Annotated in this window: 15 protein-coding genes and 1 tRNA gene; 13 read left to right on the forward strand and 3 right to left on the reverse strand. The window is 40.4% G+C overall.

Annotated features, from left to right (window positions below; genetic code table 11):
* The first annotated feature begins 55 nt into the window (after positions 1–55).
* Both IJT21_11530 and IJT21_11535 read left to right on the forward strand, forming a co-directional pair.
* A complete protein-coding gene (locus IJT21_11530) occupies positions 56–412 on the forward strand; it encodes a hypothetical protein (GenBank protein MBQ7578882.1) in 357 nt (118 codons plus the stop codon).
* A 117-nt stretch (positions 413–529) separates the two neighbouring features.
* Positions 530–1,639: a glycosyltransferase gene (locus tag IJT21_11535; GenBank protein MBQ7578883.1), complete on the forward strand. Its 1,110-nt coding sequence runs from the start codon at positions 530–532 to the stop codon at positions 1,637–1,639.
* Between the two features lie 42 nt (positions 1,640–1,681).
* On the opposite strand, the gene fliD is transcribed toward IJT21_11535, so the two are convergent.
* On the reverse strand, positions 1,682–5,581 hold the full coding sequence (gene fliD, locus IJT21_11540; protein MBQ7578884.1) for a flagellar filament capping protein FliD: 3,900 nt from the start codon (positions 5,579–5,581) through the stop codon (positions 1,682–1,684).
* Positions 5,582–5,647: 66 nt separating this feature from the next.
* Positions 5,648–6,925: a diaminopimelate decarboxylase gene (lysA, locus tag IJT21_11545; protein ID MBQ7578885.1), complete on the reverse strand. Its 1,278-nt coding sequence runs from the start codon at positions 6,923–6,925 to the stop codon at positions 5,648–5,650.
* A gap of 729 nt (positions 6,926–7,654) precedes the next feature.
* On the opposite strand from lysA, the gene IJT21_11550 reads away from it, so the two are divergent.
* Positions 7,655–9,883: a dynamin family protein gene (locus IJT21_11550; GenBank protein ID MBQ7578886.1), complete on the forward strand. Its 2,229-nt coding sequence runs from the start codon at positions 7,655–7,657 to the stop codon at positions 9,881–9,883.
* Between the two features lie 87 nt (positions 9,884–9,970).
* Here the strand turns inward: IJT21_11550 and nudC are convergent, their stop codons facing one another.
* Positions 9,971–10,729 (reverse strand): NAD(+) diphosphatase, encoded by a 759-nt coding sequence (gene nudC / locus IJT21_11555; GenBank protein ID MBQ7578887.1) that lies wholly within the window; start codon positions 10,727–10,729, stop codon positions 9,971–9,973.
* Positions 10,730–10,793: 64 nt separating this feature from the next.
* On the opposite strand from nudC, the gene IJT21_11560 reads away from it, so the two are divergent.
* The 10 genes from IJT21_11560 to IJT21_11605 all read left to right on the forward strand — a co-directional run.
* Positions 10,794–11,483, forward strand: coding sequence for a hypothetical protein (locus IJT21_11560; GenBank protein ID MBQ7578888.1), 690 nt, complete (start codon positions 10,794–10,796; stop codon positions 11,481–11,483).
* A complete protein-coding gene (locus IJT21_11565; GenBank protein MBQ7578889.1) occupies positions 11,484–12,320 on the forward strand; it encodes a nucleoside phosphorylase in 837 nt (278 codons plus the stop codon).
* Positions 12,321–12,857 carry a hypoxanthine phosphoribosyltransferase gene (gene hpt / locus IJT21_11570; protein ID MBQ7578890.1) on the forward strand — a complete coding sequence of 179 codons (537 nt, stop codon included), beginning with the start codon at positions 12,321–12,323 and terminating at the stop codon, positions 12,855–12,857.
* A 20-nt stretch (positions 12,858–12,877) separates the two neighbouring features.
* Positions 12,878–14,083, forward strand: coding sequence for a hypothetical protein (locus tag IJT21_11575; GenBank protein ID MBQ7578891.1), 1,206 nt, complete (start codon positions 12,878–12,880; stop codon positions 14,081–14,083).
* A 72-nt stretch (positions 14,084–14,155) separates the two neighbouring features.
* Positions 14,156–14,245: transfer RNA gene (locus tag IJT21_11580), tRNA-Ser, on the forward strand.
* A 39-nt stretch (positions 14,246–14,284) separates the two neighbouring features.
* The gene (locus IJT21_11585) at positions 14,285–15,481 is read left to right on the forward strand and encodes an acetate kinase (GenBank protein MBQ7578892.1); all 1,197 of its coding nucleotides are present in this window, start codon (positions 14,285–14,287) and stop codon (positions 15,479–15,481) included.
* Positions 15,474–16,025: a DUF177 domain-containing protein gene (locus IJT21_11590; protein ID MBQ7578893.1), complete on the forward strand. Its 552-nt coding sequence runs from the start codon at positions 15,474–15,476 to the stop codon at positions 16,023–16,025. Before IJT21_11585 ends, IJT21_11590 begins: the two co-directional genes overlap by 8 nt.
* Positions 16,026–16,052: 27 nt before the next feature.
* Complete coding sequence (gene rpmF / locus IJT21_11595; GenBank protein MBQ7578894.1) at positions 16,053–16,253, forward strand: 50S ribosomal protein L32; 201 nt, start codon at positions 16,053–16,055, stop codon at positions 16,251–16,253.
* A gap of 57 nt (positions 16,254–16,310) precedes the next feature.
* Positions 16,311–18,200, forward strand: a complete 1,890-nt coding sequence (gene htpG, locus IJT21_11600) for a molecular chaperone HtpG (GenBank protein ID MBQ7578895.1) — start codon at positions 16,311–16,313, stop codon at positions 18,198–18,200.
* Positions 18,201–18,754 (forward strand): hypothetical protein (locus IJT21_11605; GenBank protein MBQ7578896.1); only part of this gene is annotated, 554 nt, incomplete at its 3' end.

The following is an 18,754-nucleotide window of genomic DNA, read 5'->3' on the forward strand; positions in this document are numbered from 1 at the left end:
AACGTGCGAAAATTTTTTACACAGCAAAATTTTTATAACTCGGAGGTATCGTACAATGAAAAGATTTATTCTCGCAGTACTCTTAGTGGTAGTGGCAGCTTCAACGGCAGCAGCGTATAATCTCAATTTCACGCTGTATAACAATACGGGCTACAACATTACACGAATGATGGCAAGTCCGAGCGGTAACGATGAATGGGATCCAGATCTTGACACGATTACGCCGGGACGTTTAAGAAATGGCTATCACTCTCGAATAACGTTTAATAACGTCAATCGATACAGAAGAAATTCATCACACTGGGACTTGAGGCTCTATTACGCAGGACGCTGGCACGAATGGCACAATATACCGCTTGCAAGAGTCTCAAGAGTGTACGTTGACCGCAGAAATCAAATCGATTACGAATAAAGCATAATAACAATAAAAAATTTCAAAGCGTGTTCTCTGTGAAAAGGGGACACGTTTTTTTGCTATAATTTTCGTTGACTATAATATGCAAAATGATAAAAGAGGCAATAAATTTTTATGAACGTACTATTTATTAACTCAGTCTGCGGAACTGGCAGCACCGGCAAAATAACAGGCGAACTTGCAGAAAATTACGCGCGTGAAGGTCATAACGTAAAAATTGCTTATGGCCGCAGCGATTATGTACCGGAAAGATTCAAAAAATTTGCGGTCAAGATCGGCAGTAAATCAGATTTATATTTTCATGCATTAATGACGCGCTTGACAGACAGGCACGGCTTTTACTCGACTAATGCGACAAAAAATTTTCTGAAATGGGCTGATAAATTCAATCCAAATATTTTATGGCTGCATAACATTCACGGCTATTATATAAATATCGAGCTGTTATTTAACTGGATTAAGGCGCGCGAAGATCTAAAAATTTTCTGGACTCTTCACGACTGCTGGAGCTTTACGGGTCATTGTGCATATTTTACTATGGCAGCTTGCGATAAATGGATGACTCATTGTGAAAATTGCCCGCAAAAAAATTCTTATCCTGCAAGTTTTGTAGATTCGAGTCGTAAAAATTTCGCTGACAAAAAAATTTTATTCACTGGAGTCAAAGATTTAACGATTATAACACCCTCAAAGTGGCTGGCCGGACTCGTCAAAAAAAGTTTTCTGCGTGATTACCCCGTCGAAGTCAGATATAACACGATTGATAGAAATATTTTCAAGCCTGCGCCGGGAAATTTCCGGGAAAAATATAATTTGCAGGACAAAAAAATTATTCTGGGAGTCGCAAGCATATGGGAAAAACGCAAGGGACTCGATGACTTCATAAAACTTGCTGAAATCCTTGACGCGAAAAAATTTGCAATTGTCCTCGTAGGGTTAAAGCCTTCGCAAATAAAAAATTTACCCGCAAATATTATCGCAATCCCGCGCACAAATAATCAAATCGAGCTTGCAAATATTTATACTGAGTCAGACATATTCTTTAACCCCAGCAGAGAAGAAAATTATCCGACTGTAAATCTTGAGGCCGAGTCGTGCGGGACACCTGTTATTACTTATGATTCGGGAGGTTCGCCGGAAACTATAAAGCGTGAAGACTCTCATATAATTAAGTGCGGAGATATTGAATCAGTGAAAAATTTGCTGGAAGATTTATATAAATAAATGGCAAGCCCTGAACGAGTCAAGACCTGCCGAAAAATTTTTTTATGAACTTGATGAACTGCTGCTAGAACTTGAGCTTGTGCCGTTAAGCTGATTCAAGATTGCTGCTATTGAACTTGCTTTCTGCGATAATTGGGCGATTCTGTCTTCGGCTGCTGCATACTTTGAACGTAATGACTCTTCCATGCGATCGAGTCTTTCTTGATAGTTTTCGAGATATTCATTAATTGAGTCAATTTGTGTCTGAATGTCGTCGATTTGGCGCGTTAATGTGCCTTTTGTTTCTCCGCTCGCAGAAGTTGTCAGCATTGATTTTAGCCACGTGTCCATCTCAGCAGCAAATTTCATCATCAAATTTTGAGTCTCTGTCGGGTTATCTTCAAGAGCTTCCATAAATTTACTTGTGTCAAATTCAAGTTCGCCGCTTTTGCCGTAATCGGTTGAAGTTGTCGAGATTCCAAGCTGATAAATGCCTTTGTAGGTGTAATTCATTTTAAGGGCGTTCATTGCTGCTGTGCCTGACATTGTTATTTCGTCTTCAGAAGTTGAATTAATTGCTAACACGTCATTCTCGACATTAGCTTTGATTAACGGCTGCTCTAATAAATTCCCGTCATCGTCGTAAAAAATTGCTCTCATTGCGTAATTGTCAGGGTCATTGATTCGGGCTGCTATGTCGCTTATCGTGTCAGTTGTATAAACAGGTACATCAACATATTTTGTGCCGATTCTAAGTCTTAGAGTCGAGTCAGCTTTCAATCCGTTATGAGCCATTGTCCCGTAAATTTCTTCAGAGCTTACACGCTGGGTGAATGAGAACGTGAAATTTTGCGCGACTATATTACGCATTTGACTCTTCGTCTGACGTAATAAAGCGTTTCCGTGCAAGAGTCCCCATCTCATTCTGAAATCGTCGGAGTCAACTGTTGCTGCTGTGTCCTCGTCGACTTGACTCTCTGTCATTCTCGTATTCATCCAAGTCATTAAATCATTGTAGCCGTCAACAAATGTTTGAATCGACTCGACTGCTTTCTCTGCGTCATGTGCAATATCAAGCGATACAGTGCCGACACCTTTTAGAGTCAAAGTTACGCCCTTAAGCTCGTCGATTTCGTTTTCGTAGGATGAGCCGATATAATTTGATGAACGCTCAATAGTATTTGTCCCGTCGAGAACTATTTTTGCATTCTGGGCGGCTGTGTAATTGTCGTCGTCGTATTCCCCGCTTGAATTTAGGAAGCCCAAAGCCTTCAATAAGCTATTATCGTTTGAGTCGCTTAATTCAAAAGTGTTAGCATCGTAGCCGTAACTGACTGTTAATTGAGCGTTGCTTTCGGGTAAAGAGTTAGCAGTTCTTTCCGGTGTTACCCAGTCGAAATTAAAGACTTTTACGCCTCCGTTAGTGCCTTCGCTGTAACGAGTCCCGATTTCGTCCTGCATATTTTGCGATGGTGTGTCGCCGTCTGAGTCAGTTGTCGTGCTAGTTAAGTCATAAGTATGAGTGCTGCTGCCCTGATAAGTTACGGACGTGATTGCACCGTTGACGCTCGTAAAACCGTAGTCGCGCATGTCAAGTGTATCTTGATAATCTCTAATGCCTGAATAAGAGTGAGTCGTGCCGTCTGAGTCAGTTAAATTTATTGTGTAGCGCGAATTTTGCCCGGACTGAGGCAGATACCATTCATAGCCCGTATCAGTGAGCCATTGAATTTGTGCGCGGTTAGTTGTTGTGTCGTCATTATCATCGAGTTCTACGACTTCAAAGTCAACGCCTTCATAATAAGTTTTTCCGCCTTGAGTGATTGTTGTAGTACCGCCTGAAAATTTCGAGTAATATGGTATGTCATCACTTGAAGACGATAATATATCATCAGTGTATGAACGTTCAACATCAAATTTTAGAGTCTCTCCGCCGCTGTCAACGCCTGAAGTATGGCCGGTAAAAGTTACGTCAAAAGATTCCGGATGATTTGAACTAAGCCATCTTATAGAAGGATAGCCCGCGCCTCTGTTATCAATCATGAAATCTGTTCCATATGTGTATGTAGTTGTATTGCCGCTTGAATCGGTGCTTGAGACGGTTAAATTTTGCTTTACAGAGTCAGCAGTAAGAGTGCCGCCAATGTCGCTGAGAAATTGAGAGTAGCTTAAACCTCTTGGGTTGGCTTGATCGTCCGCATTTAAATAAAGAAAGTAAGAATCACCGCTTATTAACTGCGAACTTGTTACACTTGCTGTAATGGGCTTTGCGCTCGTGTAAATAAATGAATATTCTGTACCGTCGGCGGGGTTTACTGCGTCTGGATATGAAACAGTACCGAGCCACTCAATTACACCGCTGCTATTGATAGTGAAGTCTTCGCCGTAAGTGTAATTTGTGCCGTCCTCGTCAGTGATAACAAGATTTGCATAATCGCTCGAGTCTACAGAAGTCCCTAAAAGAGTCGATATGTCTGTGCTTTCGTCGCCTGTTGCTGTTAAATCTGCGACAAACTCAAGATTATAAGTATCTCCGATAGCTGCATATTTTGCGTCGCTTATGTCGATTCCCTGATTATTTGCGTAAAGTGTTGCTATGCTATGGCCTGACCATGTGATTAAAATATCATTTCCGCCCTTTCTTAGAACGTAATCCTTGCCATATTCATAGCCGTCAATGTTAAAACCTTCAGAAGGATTAAGATATGTATAAGTAGTTCCGTTGCTGTGAGTAAAATCAACTGTAGGAATATCCGTGCCGTAAAGCTCATTATATTTTTCGTTAAGCTCTGCATAAGTGTAAAATCCGTTGCTTGTCATGTTTACATCTCTTACAATTGTGCCGCTTGTGTTTGTGCCTACAGTTACTGTATTAGTTGATTTCAGCACTGCTCCGGGATAATTTACCGTGTAAGTTCCTGAAGGTTTCTTTGATATAGTCTCAGATTGCAGCCATTCAACTGCGCCGCTGTCATTAATAGTAAAGTCCTTGCCGTAAGTGTAAATTGCACCGTTAGAATCTTTTATCTTGAGATTCTCATAATATTTCGGAGTAAATCCCAGCAGACTCGATACACTTTTTGTGCTTTCAGTGCTTGAACCTTTAGTCGCGCTTATATCCATTACGGACGAGTCAAAAACGTCTCCCGCCCCAAATGTATATGTCGCAGAAATACTATCGCCGAGCTTTACTTCGTCGGTGTCCTCGTACAAGTTCCATCTTATTTCGCTGCCTTCAGGAGTATTAACTACTACATAATCAGTGCCCTGAGTGTAGCCGCTTATTGATAAACTGCTTTCGTTGCCTTCATCGACGAGAATATCAGATAATTTATTATACCCGTTTAAGCTGTAAGAGATTGTCTCTTCAACGGAAGTCTCGCCCGTGCCGGTGTAATCACTGCGCAAAAGTAATTTATTATCTGACACATAAGCAGTAACATTAATGGGTGTGTCAAGAGTCTTTAACGTGTTATTGATTCGCGATTTCAGAGATTGAAGCGTATCTGTCGAATAAACATCAACGCCGATTTTCTGTCCTGCTGCCGAAATATATAGAGTCGAGTCCGTAACTCCTGCGCCGCCTAATGTTGAACTTGTTATTTGACTTGATCTATTTGTCTGAGCGCGTGCAATTTGCTGGACTTCTAATTCATGTACGCTGACTTCTGCATCTGCGTTTACTGTTGCTGTTAATACGCCCTTATATGAAGCGTTCGAGTCAAGGCGTTCAATTTCGATTTCTTTAGCGTTATAGGTCGATGGCAATTTTAATGAAGTCATAGAGTTTTGTATACCCTGCACCATGACCTTCATTTCTTCGAACAAACTTTTTTTGCGGGTTAAATTAGTTTTCTTGTTGACTTGAACCTGCGCGGGCTCTGCGGCTGATTCGATTATTGAGTCTATCATGCTGTCCCAGTCCATCCCGGAAACTACACCCGAAATGCTCATAGATGCCATAAAAATTTAACCTCCTGTCATGAAATAATATCCTGCATAATTTATCGGAAAATTTAGCAGCAATTATTAATTTATGAGCAGATCCCCCCGCGTAATATCTTCGAGAGTCTGACGTTCGACAATTAATTTTGCGTTCCCATTCTCGACGAACACAACCGCAGGACGCTGTAATTTATTATATGTGCTCGACATGCTGAAGGTATATGCGCCCGTGTTGTAAAGTGCAATAATGTCGCCCGCTTTGACTTCCTGAATCTTTGCATTCTCGATTAAAATATCGCCGGACTCGCAGCATTTTCCGACAATTGAGACCTGAGAGTCTTTATAACTTGCCGGGGAGTCAAAATCTTTCACTCTGACTGCGTTATATTCTGCCTGATAAAGCGCGTATCTCGGATTATCGGCCATTCCTCCGTTTACTGCAATATAAGTGAGTCCGTCTAAAATTTTTACGTTCTCGACCTGATAAAGAGTTATCCCGGACTCAGAAATTATCCAGCGGCCGGGCTCGATTACTGTGCGGGGGATTTCGAGATTATATAATTTACATTTTTCGTGCAGAAGATTCATAATTTTGTCCGTGTAAAATTCTGATTTCATAGCGGGTATTGCGGGATTAATGACAGCTCCGAAGCCTCCGCCGATATTTAGTTCATGAGTCGTAAAATTTATTGAGTCCTGCAAATTTTTCATGAGATTTATAATTACGTCAAGAGATTTCAAATAATCGTCGACTTCAAATAATTGCGACCCTACGTGAAAATGAAGTCCCCTAAGATTTATATATTTGCTGTTCATTGCGTATTTAATTGCGTCGGTGAGCATATCGCCGTCAAGAGGAAAACCGAATTTGCTTCCCGTCTGGCCTGTTGCGATATATGCGTGAGTGTGAGCGTCGACTCCTGGTGCAACGCGGATTAAAATTTTCTGAACGCGCCCGTATTCTTTTGCGTAATGCTCGATTATGCTTAATTCGTCTGGATGGTCAACTATTATGCGGCCTACTCCAGATTTGACACATAAAGAAATTTCTTCGTGACTCTTTGCGTTGCCGTTCATTTCGATTCTTTCAGGGGGAAAATTTGCGCTCAAGGCCGTATATAATTCACCCAATGAGACAACATCGAGGCCAAGTCCCTCAAGCTCGATTAATTTTGCCATTGAACGTGTCAAGAATGCTTTGCTTGCGTAACGGACTCTCACATTTTCCCAGCGGTCTATAAAAGTTTCGCGAAGTTCCTTGCAGCGTGCTTTGATTATTCCGGAGTCAAAGACGTATAAAGGAGTACCGAATTTATTTGCGAGTTCGAGACAGTTAACGCCACCCCATTTTAAATTAGCCAAATTTCAACACTTCCTAAAATTTATAGATACTTACTCGTGAAATTATATACAAAAATTTACAATATGCAGAATCTTTTGACTCACTCTTTGGGTTGTGAGGGTGAGGGATAACAGGACGGCAATGTGATATTATTTATGTGAAAAATTTATTATAGTCGAGGACAGTCAATGCAAAATATTTCTAATGCCCGCGCAAGAAATTTTATAGATTCCCCTCATATGACGAAATTAACTCTATGATATTATTTATGTGAAAATTTATATATTCGAGGACAGTCAATGCAAAATATTTCTAATACCCGCGCAAGAAATTTTATAGATTCCCCCCATATGACAAAATTAACTCTATGATATTATTTATGTGAAAAATTTATTATAGTCGAGGGCAGCCAATGCAAAATATTTCTAATGCCCGCGCAAGAAATTTTATAGATTCCCCTCATATGACGAAATTAACTCTATGATATTATTTACGCGAAAATTTATTATAGTCGAGGGCAGCCAATGCAAAATATTTCTAATGCCCGCGCAAGAAATTTTATAGATTCTCCTCATATGACGAAATTAACTCTATGATATTATTTATGTGAAAAATTTATTATATTCGAGGACAGTCAATGCAAAATATTTCTAATACCCGCGCAAGAAATTTTATAGATTCCCCCCATATGACAAAATTAACTCTATGATATTATTTACGCGAAAATTTATTATAGTCGAGGGCAGCCAATGCAAAATATTTCTGAATGGGAACGCGAAAATTTTATAAATTCTCCTTATTTGCCGGAATTAACCGTTATTTTTCCGTCAAGAGAAATATATTTCTCTAATGAGCTTCTGCAAATTATGAGACTCAATAATAACACCTGCCCTAAAACTTTAGATCAATGGTTCGAACTTTGCCACCCAAAGAATCACGCGCAAATTTCAAGATTCGAGAAATTCATTAACGGACATGAAAATTTTTTATCGCTCGTAAGAAATTTATATTGCGGAGACGGCTTTTATCGCGCATTCAGACTCGACGCTTTCATTCAGAGAAATTCAGACAACAGCCCCATAAAATTATTTGGCCGGGAGACTCTCGCGTTAAGTGCGTGGCTTGAGAACTCCAACGAAGGCGACAAAATCGAATGCACTGACAATAACGGACGAGTCAAAATTTTAGAAGCTGTACGCGTTCAAGGTGTGATGACTCTTAACGACATAAGCGCAATAGAAGATTTACAGCAGGAAAATATGAGACTCAGACGGGAAATTCAACGGCGAATCTTTTCAGCGAGTCCGGCAATTTTGCAATTATCAAGCTCCGACGCTCAAGAAAATTTTATACGCTCTGAACTAGAGAAAAATATAAATTCTGCTCTCAACGTCTTAACCGGCAATAATCAATTAACAGCTTTGAGACGTTCATTAAATGAGTCGGCTTTAACAATCGGGATAACTGGACTCACTAGCAGCGGAAAATCAAGTTTCATCAATGCGCTTTTAGGCGAGAAATTAATACCCGAACAAACGCGGGCAACAACAAATATTCCGATTATTTGCAGAGAAGGCGAGTCAAGGAGCGCAAAAATTTTTTATCAGGACGGACGAGTCGAACTTATACCCAGCAGAAAATTAACAGCGTCATTTATGCGAAATATTGCGAGCGAAAATTTTAATCCATCAAACCGCGCAGGCATAGCAAGAATCGAAATAATTATTCCGGGTGCGTTGATTCCTGAAGGGCTTTGCTTTGTCGATACTCCAGGATTTGACGCGCTTGCAAGTTCCGGAGGTGCTGCACTTCGAAATATTTTGCCTGAATTGGATTATATCATTTACGTTACTCCCATACGCGCAAGACTCAAAGCTGCCGATTATGAATTTTTGCGGATAATTATGACCCTCAATGAAAAAATTATATTCGTTCTCTCGCAAATAGATCTTGAACGCCAAGACTCTGAAGCCGGAAGAGTTATAAAATCTGCTCACGATAAAATAATTTCTGACGTTAAAGCATTACAAACCGGCATGAAAAAATTTGCTGGTCTCGATGTTGACGTTGTTCCTGTATCTGCAAAAACTGCGCTCGAAAAATTTTATGACAAGAAATCGCCCGAATGGATTGACTCAAATGTTGAAGAAGTTATTAATTATCTCGCACCATTGAGAAAAAATGCATTTGCCCGCGCTTTAATACTAAGGACAGAACGAACAGCAAGAGTCATAAATTCCGCACTCGAACAAAATAATTTAACAGGTTCGTCAAAATGGCGCTTGCAGGACGTTAGCGAGAACTTGCAGAAAATTTTATCAGCCAAGCAGAATTTACCATCAATAACGCAAAATTATTCAGTCAGTGAGGGAGCATTTAACGACTCTAAGCCTTCAAGCCTGATTAACTCGCTTATAACTTCAATGATGGAACGAGAATTTAAATCGCGCTTCTTTGCACTTGATTCGCTGAAATACTCACGAAAAATTGTTTTGCTCGGTGCAGACAGATCCCAGAGTCTTAAACTTTTAGCGCGTCTTGCACATAATTTGTTATATGAAAATTTGCCGGAGGGTGAATCGTCCGCGTGTGAATGGCTTTATTCCGGCCATAATGCACCGTTTGAAAGTATTTTGCTCCCTGCAATAGGAATTGACGAAAATATTTTAATCGCGCCGTCGAACTTGAACATAAAAAATTTTTCTGACTGGCACAAACTTTTTCGCGAATATGTACCAGTTATAAGCATTGATTTAGCGCGATTAGATTCCGGACTCTCTGACTTAGCTTATTCGCCGTATATCACTGGCCTTGCGTTGTCAAAATGGGTGCTGGCTTTCGGGAATGCAGGATTATTTGATACACGCCCGACTGATTTATTTTCGGAAGTTCCCGCACGAGTAAATGAATTTATTGAGCTTAACGGCTTAAAGACTCCAGACTGGTTTATATTCGAGAACTACAAAATATTTAATTGACGACCTAAAGCAGAGGGGATATTCCACGCGAAGAATTAGCAGCGACCCACCCACCCACCCGTTTAAAGTTTATTCCACGCACTTATATTAATGAGTCGCGATAAAATTATCTATTAACTTTCTTGCAATGCTCGCTTTATCGGGAATGTTCATATTATTAATTTCTTCGCGCGTATAAAAGCCTGCTGACTCAATTTCTGCGCCGTCCGGATGTAAATTGCCTGACTCGTATTCAGCAGTAAAACCCAGCATTAAACTATTTGGAAAAGGCCAAGTCTGTGAGCCAAAATATTTTATGTGCTTGACCTCAATTCCGACTTCCTCACGAATCTCACGCGTTACAGCATTCTCAAGAGACTCGCCAGGTTCAACAAATCCCGCAATTATACTCACTCTATCACTTGGCCACGCTTTATTGTGTGCAAGCAATAATTTATTTTCACGTTCAACAGCTACTATTACAGCAGGCGATTGAGGCGCATAAAAGACTCTTTTGCAGGACGGACAAACTCTCCCAAAATCGTTTGCACTAGGAGACAATTTTTCACCGCAGAACGAGCAAATTTTTACGTTTCTAAACCAGTTTGCGAACTCCCACGCACCCGCAGCACAAGTAAACGCCTCAAAGCCTCCTAAATGATATAATTCGCGCAGATTTATTAATTTCTCGTCAGGATATAAATTTATCTCGCTAGAATCTATCCAAGCCGTTATACTTTGCCACATTGCCGGAAATTTTCGGGAGTCGTTAATTATTTCAATGCCTGAGTGAGAATTTATGTATTCATCGCTGAAATTATAATTATTGCCGTTCACTAAAATTTTATCTTTGCAGAATACCAACATAATTTTTTGCTCCTTTCGCTTATAATATACAACAAAAATATTTTTTCAGGTGATGTGAATTAATATGCTGACATTAAATACTTCTGGTAAATCAGGTGCAGACGCTGTAGAGTTAGTACGAGCCTCACTCAAGAACGAGGACGAAATAAAAATTTTAATCGACGGCCCCGCGCAATCAGACAGCTTGATGAAATTTCTTACGTCTGAAGGCGAATTCCCTAATGTAACTCTTGAGGATGACGACGGACTATTATACGTTGTGGCTTCAGGCAGAAAAATAGAATCAGACTCTCCCCCCGAATCAGAACCCGAAAAAATTTTATTAGCTCCGATTAATAACGAGTCAGAGCCTCAAGAAATCAAGATTCAAGAAAGCAAGCCAGAGCCCGAACCCGAAAAAATTATTGCTCCCGTAAAAAATGTCGTTGTCCAAGATTCATTAGGTGTCATTCTTTCATATGAGAATAAGAAATATCGTCCCGCATTCATGCAAAAATTTATTCAAGCACTCGCAGACTCGCAAATAAAACCGTCAATTATTGCATTACTCGATAACGCAGTAAATCTCGCAGCATATGACTCGAAAACTTGCGAATACCTGAAAAATTTAGAGTCTAACGGCGTTCAAGTGCTAATCTCTGACTCTTGCGCTGACAGACTCGGACTCACTGAGGCACTAGGCACAGGAATATTAACGGACATGAGCGAAATTCTCGAAAAAATTTTTACGTGCGAAAAGATCGTGAGCTTATAAATGGAATGGCAATCAAGTGCTGATACACCCGTAATGGCCGACAATCTTCAATATCATATACACTGCAAAAGCGGCGACATAAATAAATATGTTTTACTGCCCGGCGATCCAGGAAGAACTGATTTAATCGCGCAAAATTGGGACGAATCAAAATTTATAGCTTTCAATCGTGAATATAAATCATTCAGCGGAAAAATTGCGGGCGTTCCCGTCAGCACGTGTTCAACAGGTATAGGTGGCTCATCAAGTGCTATTGCAATCGAAGAACTTGCGAATCTCGGCGCAGATACTTTTATAAGAATAGGCACATGCGGGGCAATCAATGAAAATATTAATTGCGGCGACTTGATAATTTGTTCGGGAGCAGTCAGACACGACGGAACAAGCACAAATTATGTAGAGTTAGCTTATCCGGCAATGGCAGATCACGAAATTATATTTGCACTCATTGAAGCGTGCGAGAAGTTAGGGAAAAAATATCATGTCGGTATATCATGTTCTACTGCATCATTTCACGCAGGGCAGGCAAGACCGGGATTTAACAATTTCACGCAGTCATTTCACCGCGAAAAAATAAAAGATTTGACTCAGGCAAGAGTCCTAAATTTTGAGATGGAGGCAGCTACAATTTTCACACTCGCGAATCTTTACGGGCTAAGGTCGGGAGCAGTCTTCACAGTCGTTGCTGACAGAAACAAGAACAAATTTATTTATTCAGGAGTCGATGACAGTATTATAATTGCTAATGAAGCAGTAAAAATTTTGGCCGGCTGGGATAAATTGAAAGGTGAACGAAAATATTTTTATCCCGGACTATTAAATCAGGAGGCAAAATAAATGGCATATAAACTCGATAAAATATTAATCCCGCGCGAAAAAATTGCTGAACGAGTCAAGGAAATTGCAGCACAAATCGCACAAGATAACGGCAAAGATAAAAGCGTTGTATTTGTAGGTATTCTCACGGGAGCATCAGTTTTTCTCACGGACTTAGCGCGCGAAATGCCCGAAGATATTGATGTAAGAATCGATTTTATGTCGGTAGCTTCTTACGGGGACAGCACAAAAAGTTCCGGAGTCGTAAGAATTTATCACGATCTCAAACAAAGCATTGAAGGCAAAAATGTAATCGTCATTGAAGATATAATTGACACGGGGCTGACTCTTGCGCACCTGTTAGACATTCTCAAAGCACGTAACCCTGCAAGTTTGAAAGTTTGCGTCCTGCTCGACAAATACGAACGCCGAAAAACTGAAGTAAAAGTCGATTACTGCGGCTTTAGAATCCCTGATGAATTTGTTGTAGGCTATGGACTCGATTATGCAGGAAAGTGGCGGCACCTCAAAGATATTAAATCGGTCGTCGAAGAGTGAATAAAATTTTGTTATAATAATTGCGGCAGTCTTCGAGAAAAATTTTTCACGGAGGCTGCTATTTTTACAACTACATTTGCAACTACAAAAATGTTGACTCGTTCGCGCACTCACAAAGACTCACACGGCAAAAAAATTTTTATCACGCAAAAAAATTTATGATTAATTATGTTATAATCGCAAAAAAATTAATCGTAAGTTATCGAGTCAAGAAAGCAGGTCAGATAATGATAAAAAAATTTCTCAGAGACGCAAGGCACTTCATCAGGATTCATTTAATCGATCATTCAAAAATTTTAACGATTCTGAATCAACAACGCATTAAACGTGAACAAGAGGCAGCATATATCCGCCATCAGACAATGTCTTATTCTGAAATTGAGTCAGAAGTCGGCAACACTTATGAACGCATATTCAACCGTAAATTAAATTGGGACAATCCCCAGACCTACAACGAAAAAATTAATGTCTCAAAAGTTTATATGGCCACTCCGGAAAAAACTAGACTCGCAGATAAATATCTTGTCCGCGAATGGATTCGGGAGAAAATCGGCGATAAATATTTAATTCCGTTATTGGACGTGTATGACTCGTTTGATGAGATAAATTTTGACTCATTGCCTGATAAATTCGTGATTAAGTGCAATCATGACTCCGGAAGCATTACAATTGTGAGAGATAAGCGCAAAATAAATATTCCCGCACTCAAGATAAAATATGATTATTTGCTCAAGAGAAATTATGCGTGGGGAAGCTTTGAGATGCATTATCGCGACATTAAGCCGAAAATTTTAATCGAGCAATATATTGACGTGCCAATAAATGAATTTAAATTTCACTGTTTCGGTGGAAAGCCGCATTTTTGTTGTGTTACATTTGGCCAGCGTAATGTTGATTTCTCTGTAAATTATTACGATATGGAGTATAAATTAATGCCGTTTATAAGACCAAATCGCAAAAAATTTTCAGGTGTCTCACATCGTCCGGCACAATATGACGAACTTAAAAATATTGCTTCTGAATTATGTAAAGATTTCGATCAAGTAAGAGTTGATTTATATTTAGCACAAGGCACAATATATAGTGGTGAGATGACTTTTACGGACAGCACTGGCTTCGGCAAATTTGTCCCTGATGAATGGGATTATAAATTCGGTGCGTTATGGCCGTTCGATAATGAAGTCCGCAAAAAAATTCTGGCAGCACATTCGAGTCCGTTAAATTAATTGACAATGAGATAATCACAAAGCTATAATTAAACGCGTCAATCAATTCATCCTACACGTTATTATTGATGTGGAGACGTGGCCGAGTGGTCGAAGGCGGTTGACTCGAAATCAACTGAGCGGTTTTCCGTTCCTAGAGTTCGAATCTCTACGTCTCCGCCATTTTTATATATATTATGAAAGCAGGTTAGTCAGAACGTCATGAAAATTCTTGTAATCAATTGCGGCAGTTCATCACTGAAATATCAATTATTTGATATGGAAAACGAGTCAGTCTCGGCTAAGGGTCTTGTTGACCGTATCGGCATTGACGGCTCTAATATCACTCACAGAAAAACAGGAGCAGACCCCTTCAAAATCGAGACACCCATTAAGGATCACAAATTTGCAATGAAACTCGTACTTGATGCACTGCTTGATAAAGATCACGGCGTTCTGAAGTCGCTTGATGAAATTTCTGCAGCGGGTCATCGCATAGTTTCCGGCGGTGATTACTTCAAAGATGCAGTACTTGTTAATGATGAAGTTATGGACGCACTTAGAAAATGTATTCCGTTAGCACCTTTGCACAATCCCGGCCACATAATGGGAATCGAAGCAATACAGCACGCGCTCCCGAAATTGCCGAACGTTGTAGTATTTGATACAGCTTTTCATCAGACAATGCCCGATTACGCGTATATGTATGGATTGCCTTGGGAATTTTACGAGGTTCACAGAGTCAGACGTTACGGCGCACATGGAACGAGTCATAATTTCGTCGCGTTGAGAGCAGCAGAGATTCTCGGAAAGCCCATCAATGAAATCAAAATGGTAACTTGCCACTTAGGAAACGGAAGCTCAATAACTGCCGTCAAAAATGGAAAATGTATCGATACTTCAATGGGATTAACGCCGCTTGCAGGTGTCTTAATGGGAACAAGAACGGGCGACATGGATCCCGCGTGCGTACCGTTTGTGCAGAATATCACGAAATACAGCGCAGACGAAATGAATAATTTCATGAACAAGAAGAGCGGCTTATTAGGAATTTCCGGAGTCAGCAGTGATTTACGCGATGTCGAGGAAGCAGCCAATAACGGCAATGAACGCGCCAAACTTGCAATTAACATGCTCGAATACGGAATCAAGAAATATATCGGTGCTTATACAGTCGCAATGGAAGGACTCGACGCAATTGTATTCACAGCAGGAATCGGCGAAAACAGCGCGGCAACTCGTGAATCAGTCTGCAAAGGTCTTGAGTTCATGGGCGTAAAGATTGACCCGGCAAAAAATAATATTCGCGGTAAAGAAGCGATTGTCAGTGCTGATGACTCGAAAGTAAAAGTTTTAGTCGTGCCCACTAATGAAGAATTAATGATAGCACGTGAGACAAAGAGAATCGCATTTGAATAAATTATTTACTGACTCGCAAAGAGCATTAATAAACCCTCCCGCAAAGAATGACAACGAGACAGAAAATTTTTTCCCGTTCGATTTTCCTGCGGGTGTTCTCGATTTTGACGGCCAAGAATTTATTTTCCCGTCGGGCTTGCATGTTGACGCGTTTGTCAGCTGGCTCGATGAAAATTTATTAACCGTGAAAATAGCTGTAGATTCAGAAATTGAGTCGGAGTGCGCGCGGTGTCTTAAGCCGGTGAATCTTGCATTATCAGGCGAATTAATGTATCTTTATTATTTGCATGGCTCTGAATCTGAAGACTCTTTGCCTGATGATTATATGCCGGTAGAGATTGATTTTTTCGGGCGTGTGCTTGACATAATGCCTCAGATTCAAGAAAGCGTTTATACGTTGCTTCCCACTAAAGTTTTATGCCGGGAAGACTGCGCGGGATTGTGTCCTGTGTGCGGTGCTGATTTGAATTTGGGTAAATGTTCATGCGTCAAGACAGAAGAAGATCCGAGACTTGCGGCGTTGAAAAATTTTGTAGTCGAGTAAATAAAAAATTTAGGGGGATTTATAATCATGGCAACACCTAAGAGAAAAACATCTCATGCACGAACCTCACAGAGAAAAGCAAATTGGCTCGGAGCATTGAGCGCACCAGTAACTATTAACTGCCCTCACTGCGGTGAGGTAACGCTCGCACATCATGCCTGCCCTTCATGCGGTTATTATCGCGGCCGTCAGGTTGTGAAGGTCAGCACAGAAGCAGCAGCAAGTTAATTTACAGGGAGAGAATCAGAAAATTTTTAGACGATGGCCGGAGGTGTGTATAATTGCATGTCTCCGGCTTTGTTAGAAGGTAAATATATAATGAGCGAAGAAAAATTTTATTTCCAATCAGAGACAGCCGGATTACTGCGAATGATGATTGACTCTGTTTACTCGAACAGGGATATATTTTTGCGCGAGTTAATTTCTAACGCGTCAGATGCACTAGATAAACGGCGTATAGAATGCTTGAAAGATTCAGAATTGGCCGAGAACGAGAAGCCCGAAATTATTATAGATTCTGACAAGGACAAGAAAATTTTATCAGTCAGCGATAACGGCATAGGAATGTCAAGAGATGATTTAATTCAATTTTTGGGCACTATCGCGAAATCAGGCACGCGGGAATTTTTGCAGGCAGTAGAGAGCGGCAAAGCAAAAGAAGAATTAATCGGCCAGTTTGGAGTCGGGTTTTATTCTGTCTTCATGGCTGCTGAAAAAGTAGAAGTCATTTCGCGCAAACTAGGCACAAACGAGACAAATAAATTTACATCAACAGGCGACGGATCTTACACTATTTCAGATACGGAACAGCGCAAAGAGTGCGGAACAACTGTAACACTTTATTTGAAGGAGTCTGACCCCGACTCGAAAAATTATGCTGACGAATGGACTATACGCGAAATAATAAGCAAATATTCAGATTTTATTGCTTGGCCGATATTATATAAGGATAAAATTATTAATTCGCAGAAAGCAATTTGGCAGCGTCCGGAAAATGAGATAACAGAAGACGATTATAAAGAGTTCTACAAGCATTTGACTCACGACTGGCAGGAGCCTTTGACTCACATTAAGATTAACGCAGAAGGTTCGACAAATTTCAAAGGTTTATTATTTATTCCTGCGCGGGCACCGTTTGATTTGTTCATGAATCCAGAATCGGGCGGCATAAGTTTATATATAAATCGCGTATTCATCATGAACGACTGCAAAGACTTAATACCGGCTTATATGCGCTTTATCAGGGGAGTAATTGACTCCGAAGATTTGCCGCTGAATATTTCACGCGAAATTTTGCAGGATGAGCCCATTATCAGAGTAATCAGACGCAGCACACAGAGAAAAATTTTTAACGAACTGAAAAAGTTATTAGACTCTGACCGCGAAAAATTTATAACTTTCTGGACTCAATTCGGGCGCATAATGAAAGAAGGCATCATACAAGACGGCGAACACGCGAAAAATATTTTTGACATTGCTTTATTCAGGACTACCCATAATGACGAGTGGACTACTTTATCAGAATATGAGTCAAGAATGAAGCCCGGCCAAGAGGGTATTTACTGTCTTGCAGGACGCGACAATTTAGCAGCGTTGAAAGCCTCCCCGAAATTAGAGCCGTTCTTGAGCAAAGATTATGAAGTTCTCTTAATGACAGATCCCGTTGATGAAGTAATCTTGAATGAAGCTAATTTCATAATGCCGGCCGAGTCAGTGAAATTATTAAATATCGCGCTTGACTCAGTGAGTCCCTTCAGTGATGACGAGAAGAAAGCAAATGACGAGAAATTAAAGAATTTGGAGTCAGATTTTGCAGCGGTTAAGAAAATTGCACTTGACTCACTTGCAGATAAGCTCGAAGATGTAAAGCCGTCATTAAATTTAACGAGTTCCCCGGCAGTCTTGCGTGATTCTAAAAACGGGATGTCGCTTCAAATGGAAAATATTTTACGTTCAGCAGGCCAGACCCCTCCGCCCCAGAAAAGAATATTAGAGCTTAACCCAAATCACCCGATTGTAAAAAAGTTAATTGCTATGAGTGATGAAAATAGAGTCTCTGACATGCTGAAAATTTTATATGATCAGTCGTTGATTCTCGAAGGCTCTGCACCAGATAACCCCGCCGATTATGTGAAACGCGTAGAGAATTTGATGACTCTTGCACTGGGGGACTAAATGCCGTTTTTACGAGTTAAGCCGGACACAGAAAAAAGCGCGCCGGTTAATATAAATAGTGATGATGAAGTAAAATTTATAGAAGTCTCGGCAGTATTTGAACCGTCAGAGATTCAGTCAGAGTCGGAAATTTTGCAAAGTGAGTCAGAGTCAGAGATTGAGAAGGAAATTGACGAGATTCAAGAATTAGAGTCAGACTCACAAGAAAATTTGCAAGAGATTCAAGAAATTTCACAGGGTGAGTCAGAGTCAGAAATTAACGAGCCTCAAGAAATAGAGTCAGACTCACAGGAAGATTCGCAAGAGATTCAAGAAATTTCACAGAGTGAGTCAGAGTCAGAGATTAACGAGCCTCAAGAAATAGAGTCAGACTCACAGGAAGATTCGCAAGAGATTCAAGAAATTTTACAGAGTGAGTCAGAGTCAGCGCCGGAAATTAACGAGCCTCAAGAAATAGAGTCAGACTCACAGGAAGATTCGCAAGAGATTCAAGAAATTTTACAGAGTGAGTCAGAGTCAGCGCCGGAAATTAACGAGCCTCAAGAGTTAGAGTC

Source organism: Synergistaceae bacterium (genome assembly GCA_017443945.1).
GTDB lineage: Bacteria > Synergistota > Synergistia > Synergistales > Aminobacteriaceae > JAFUXM01.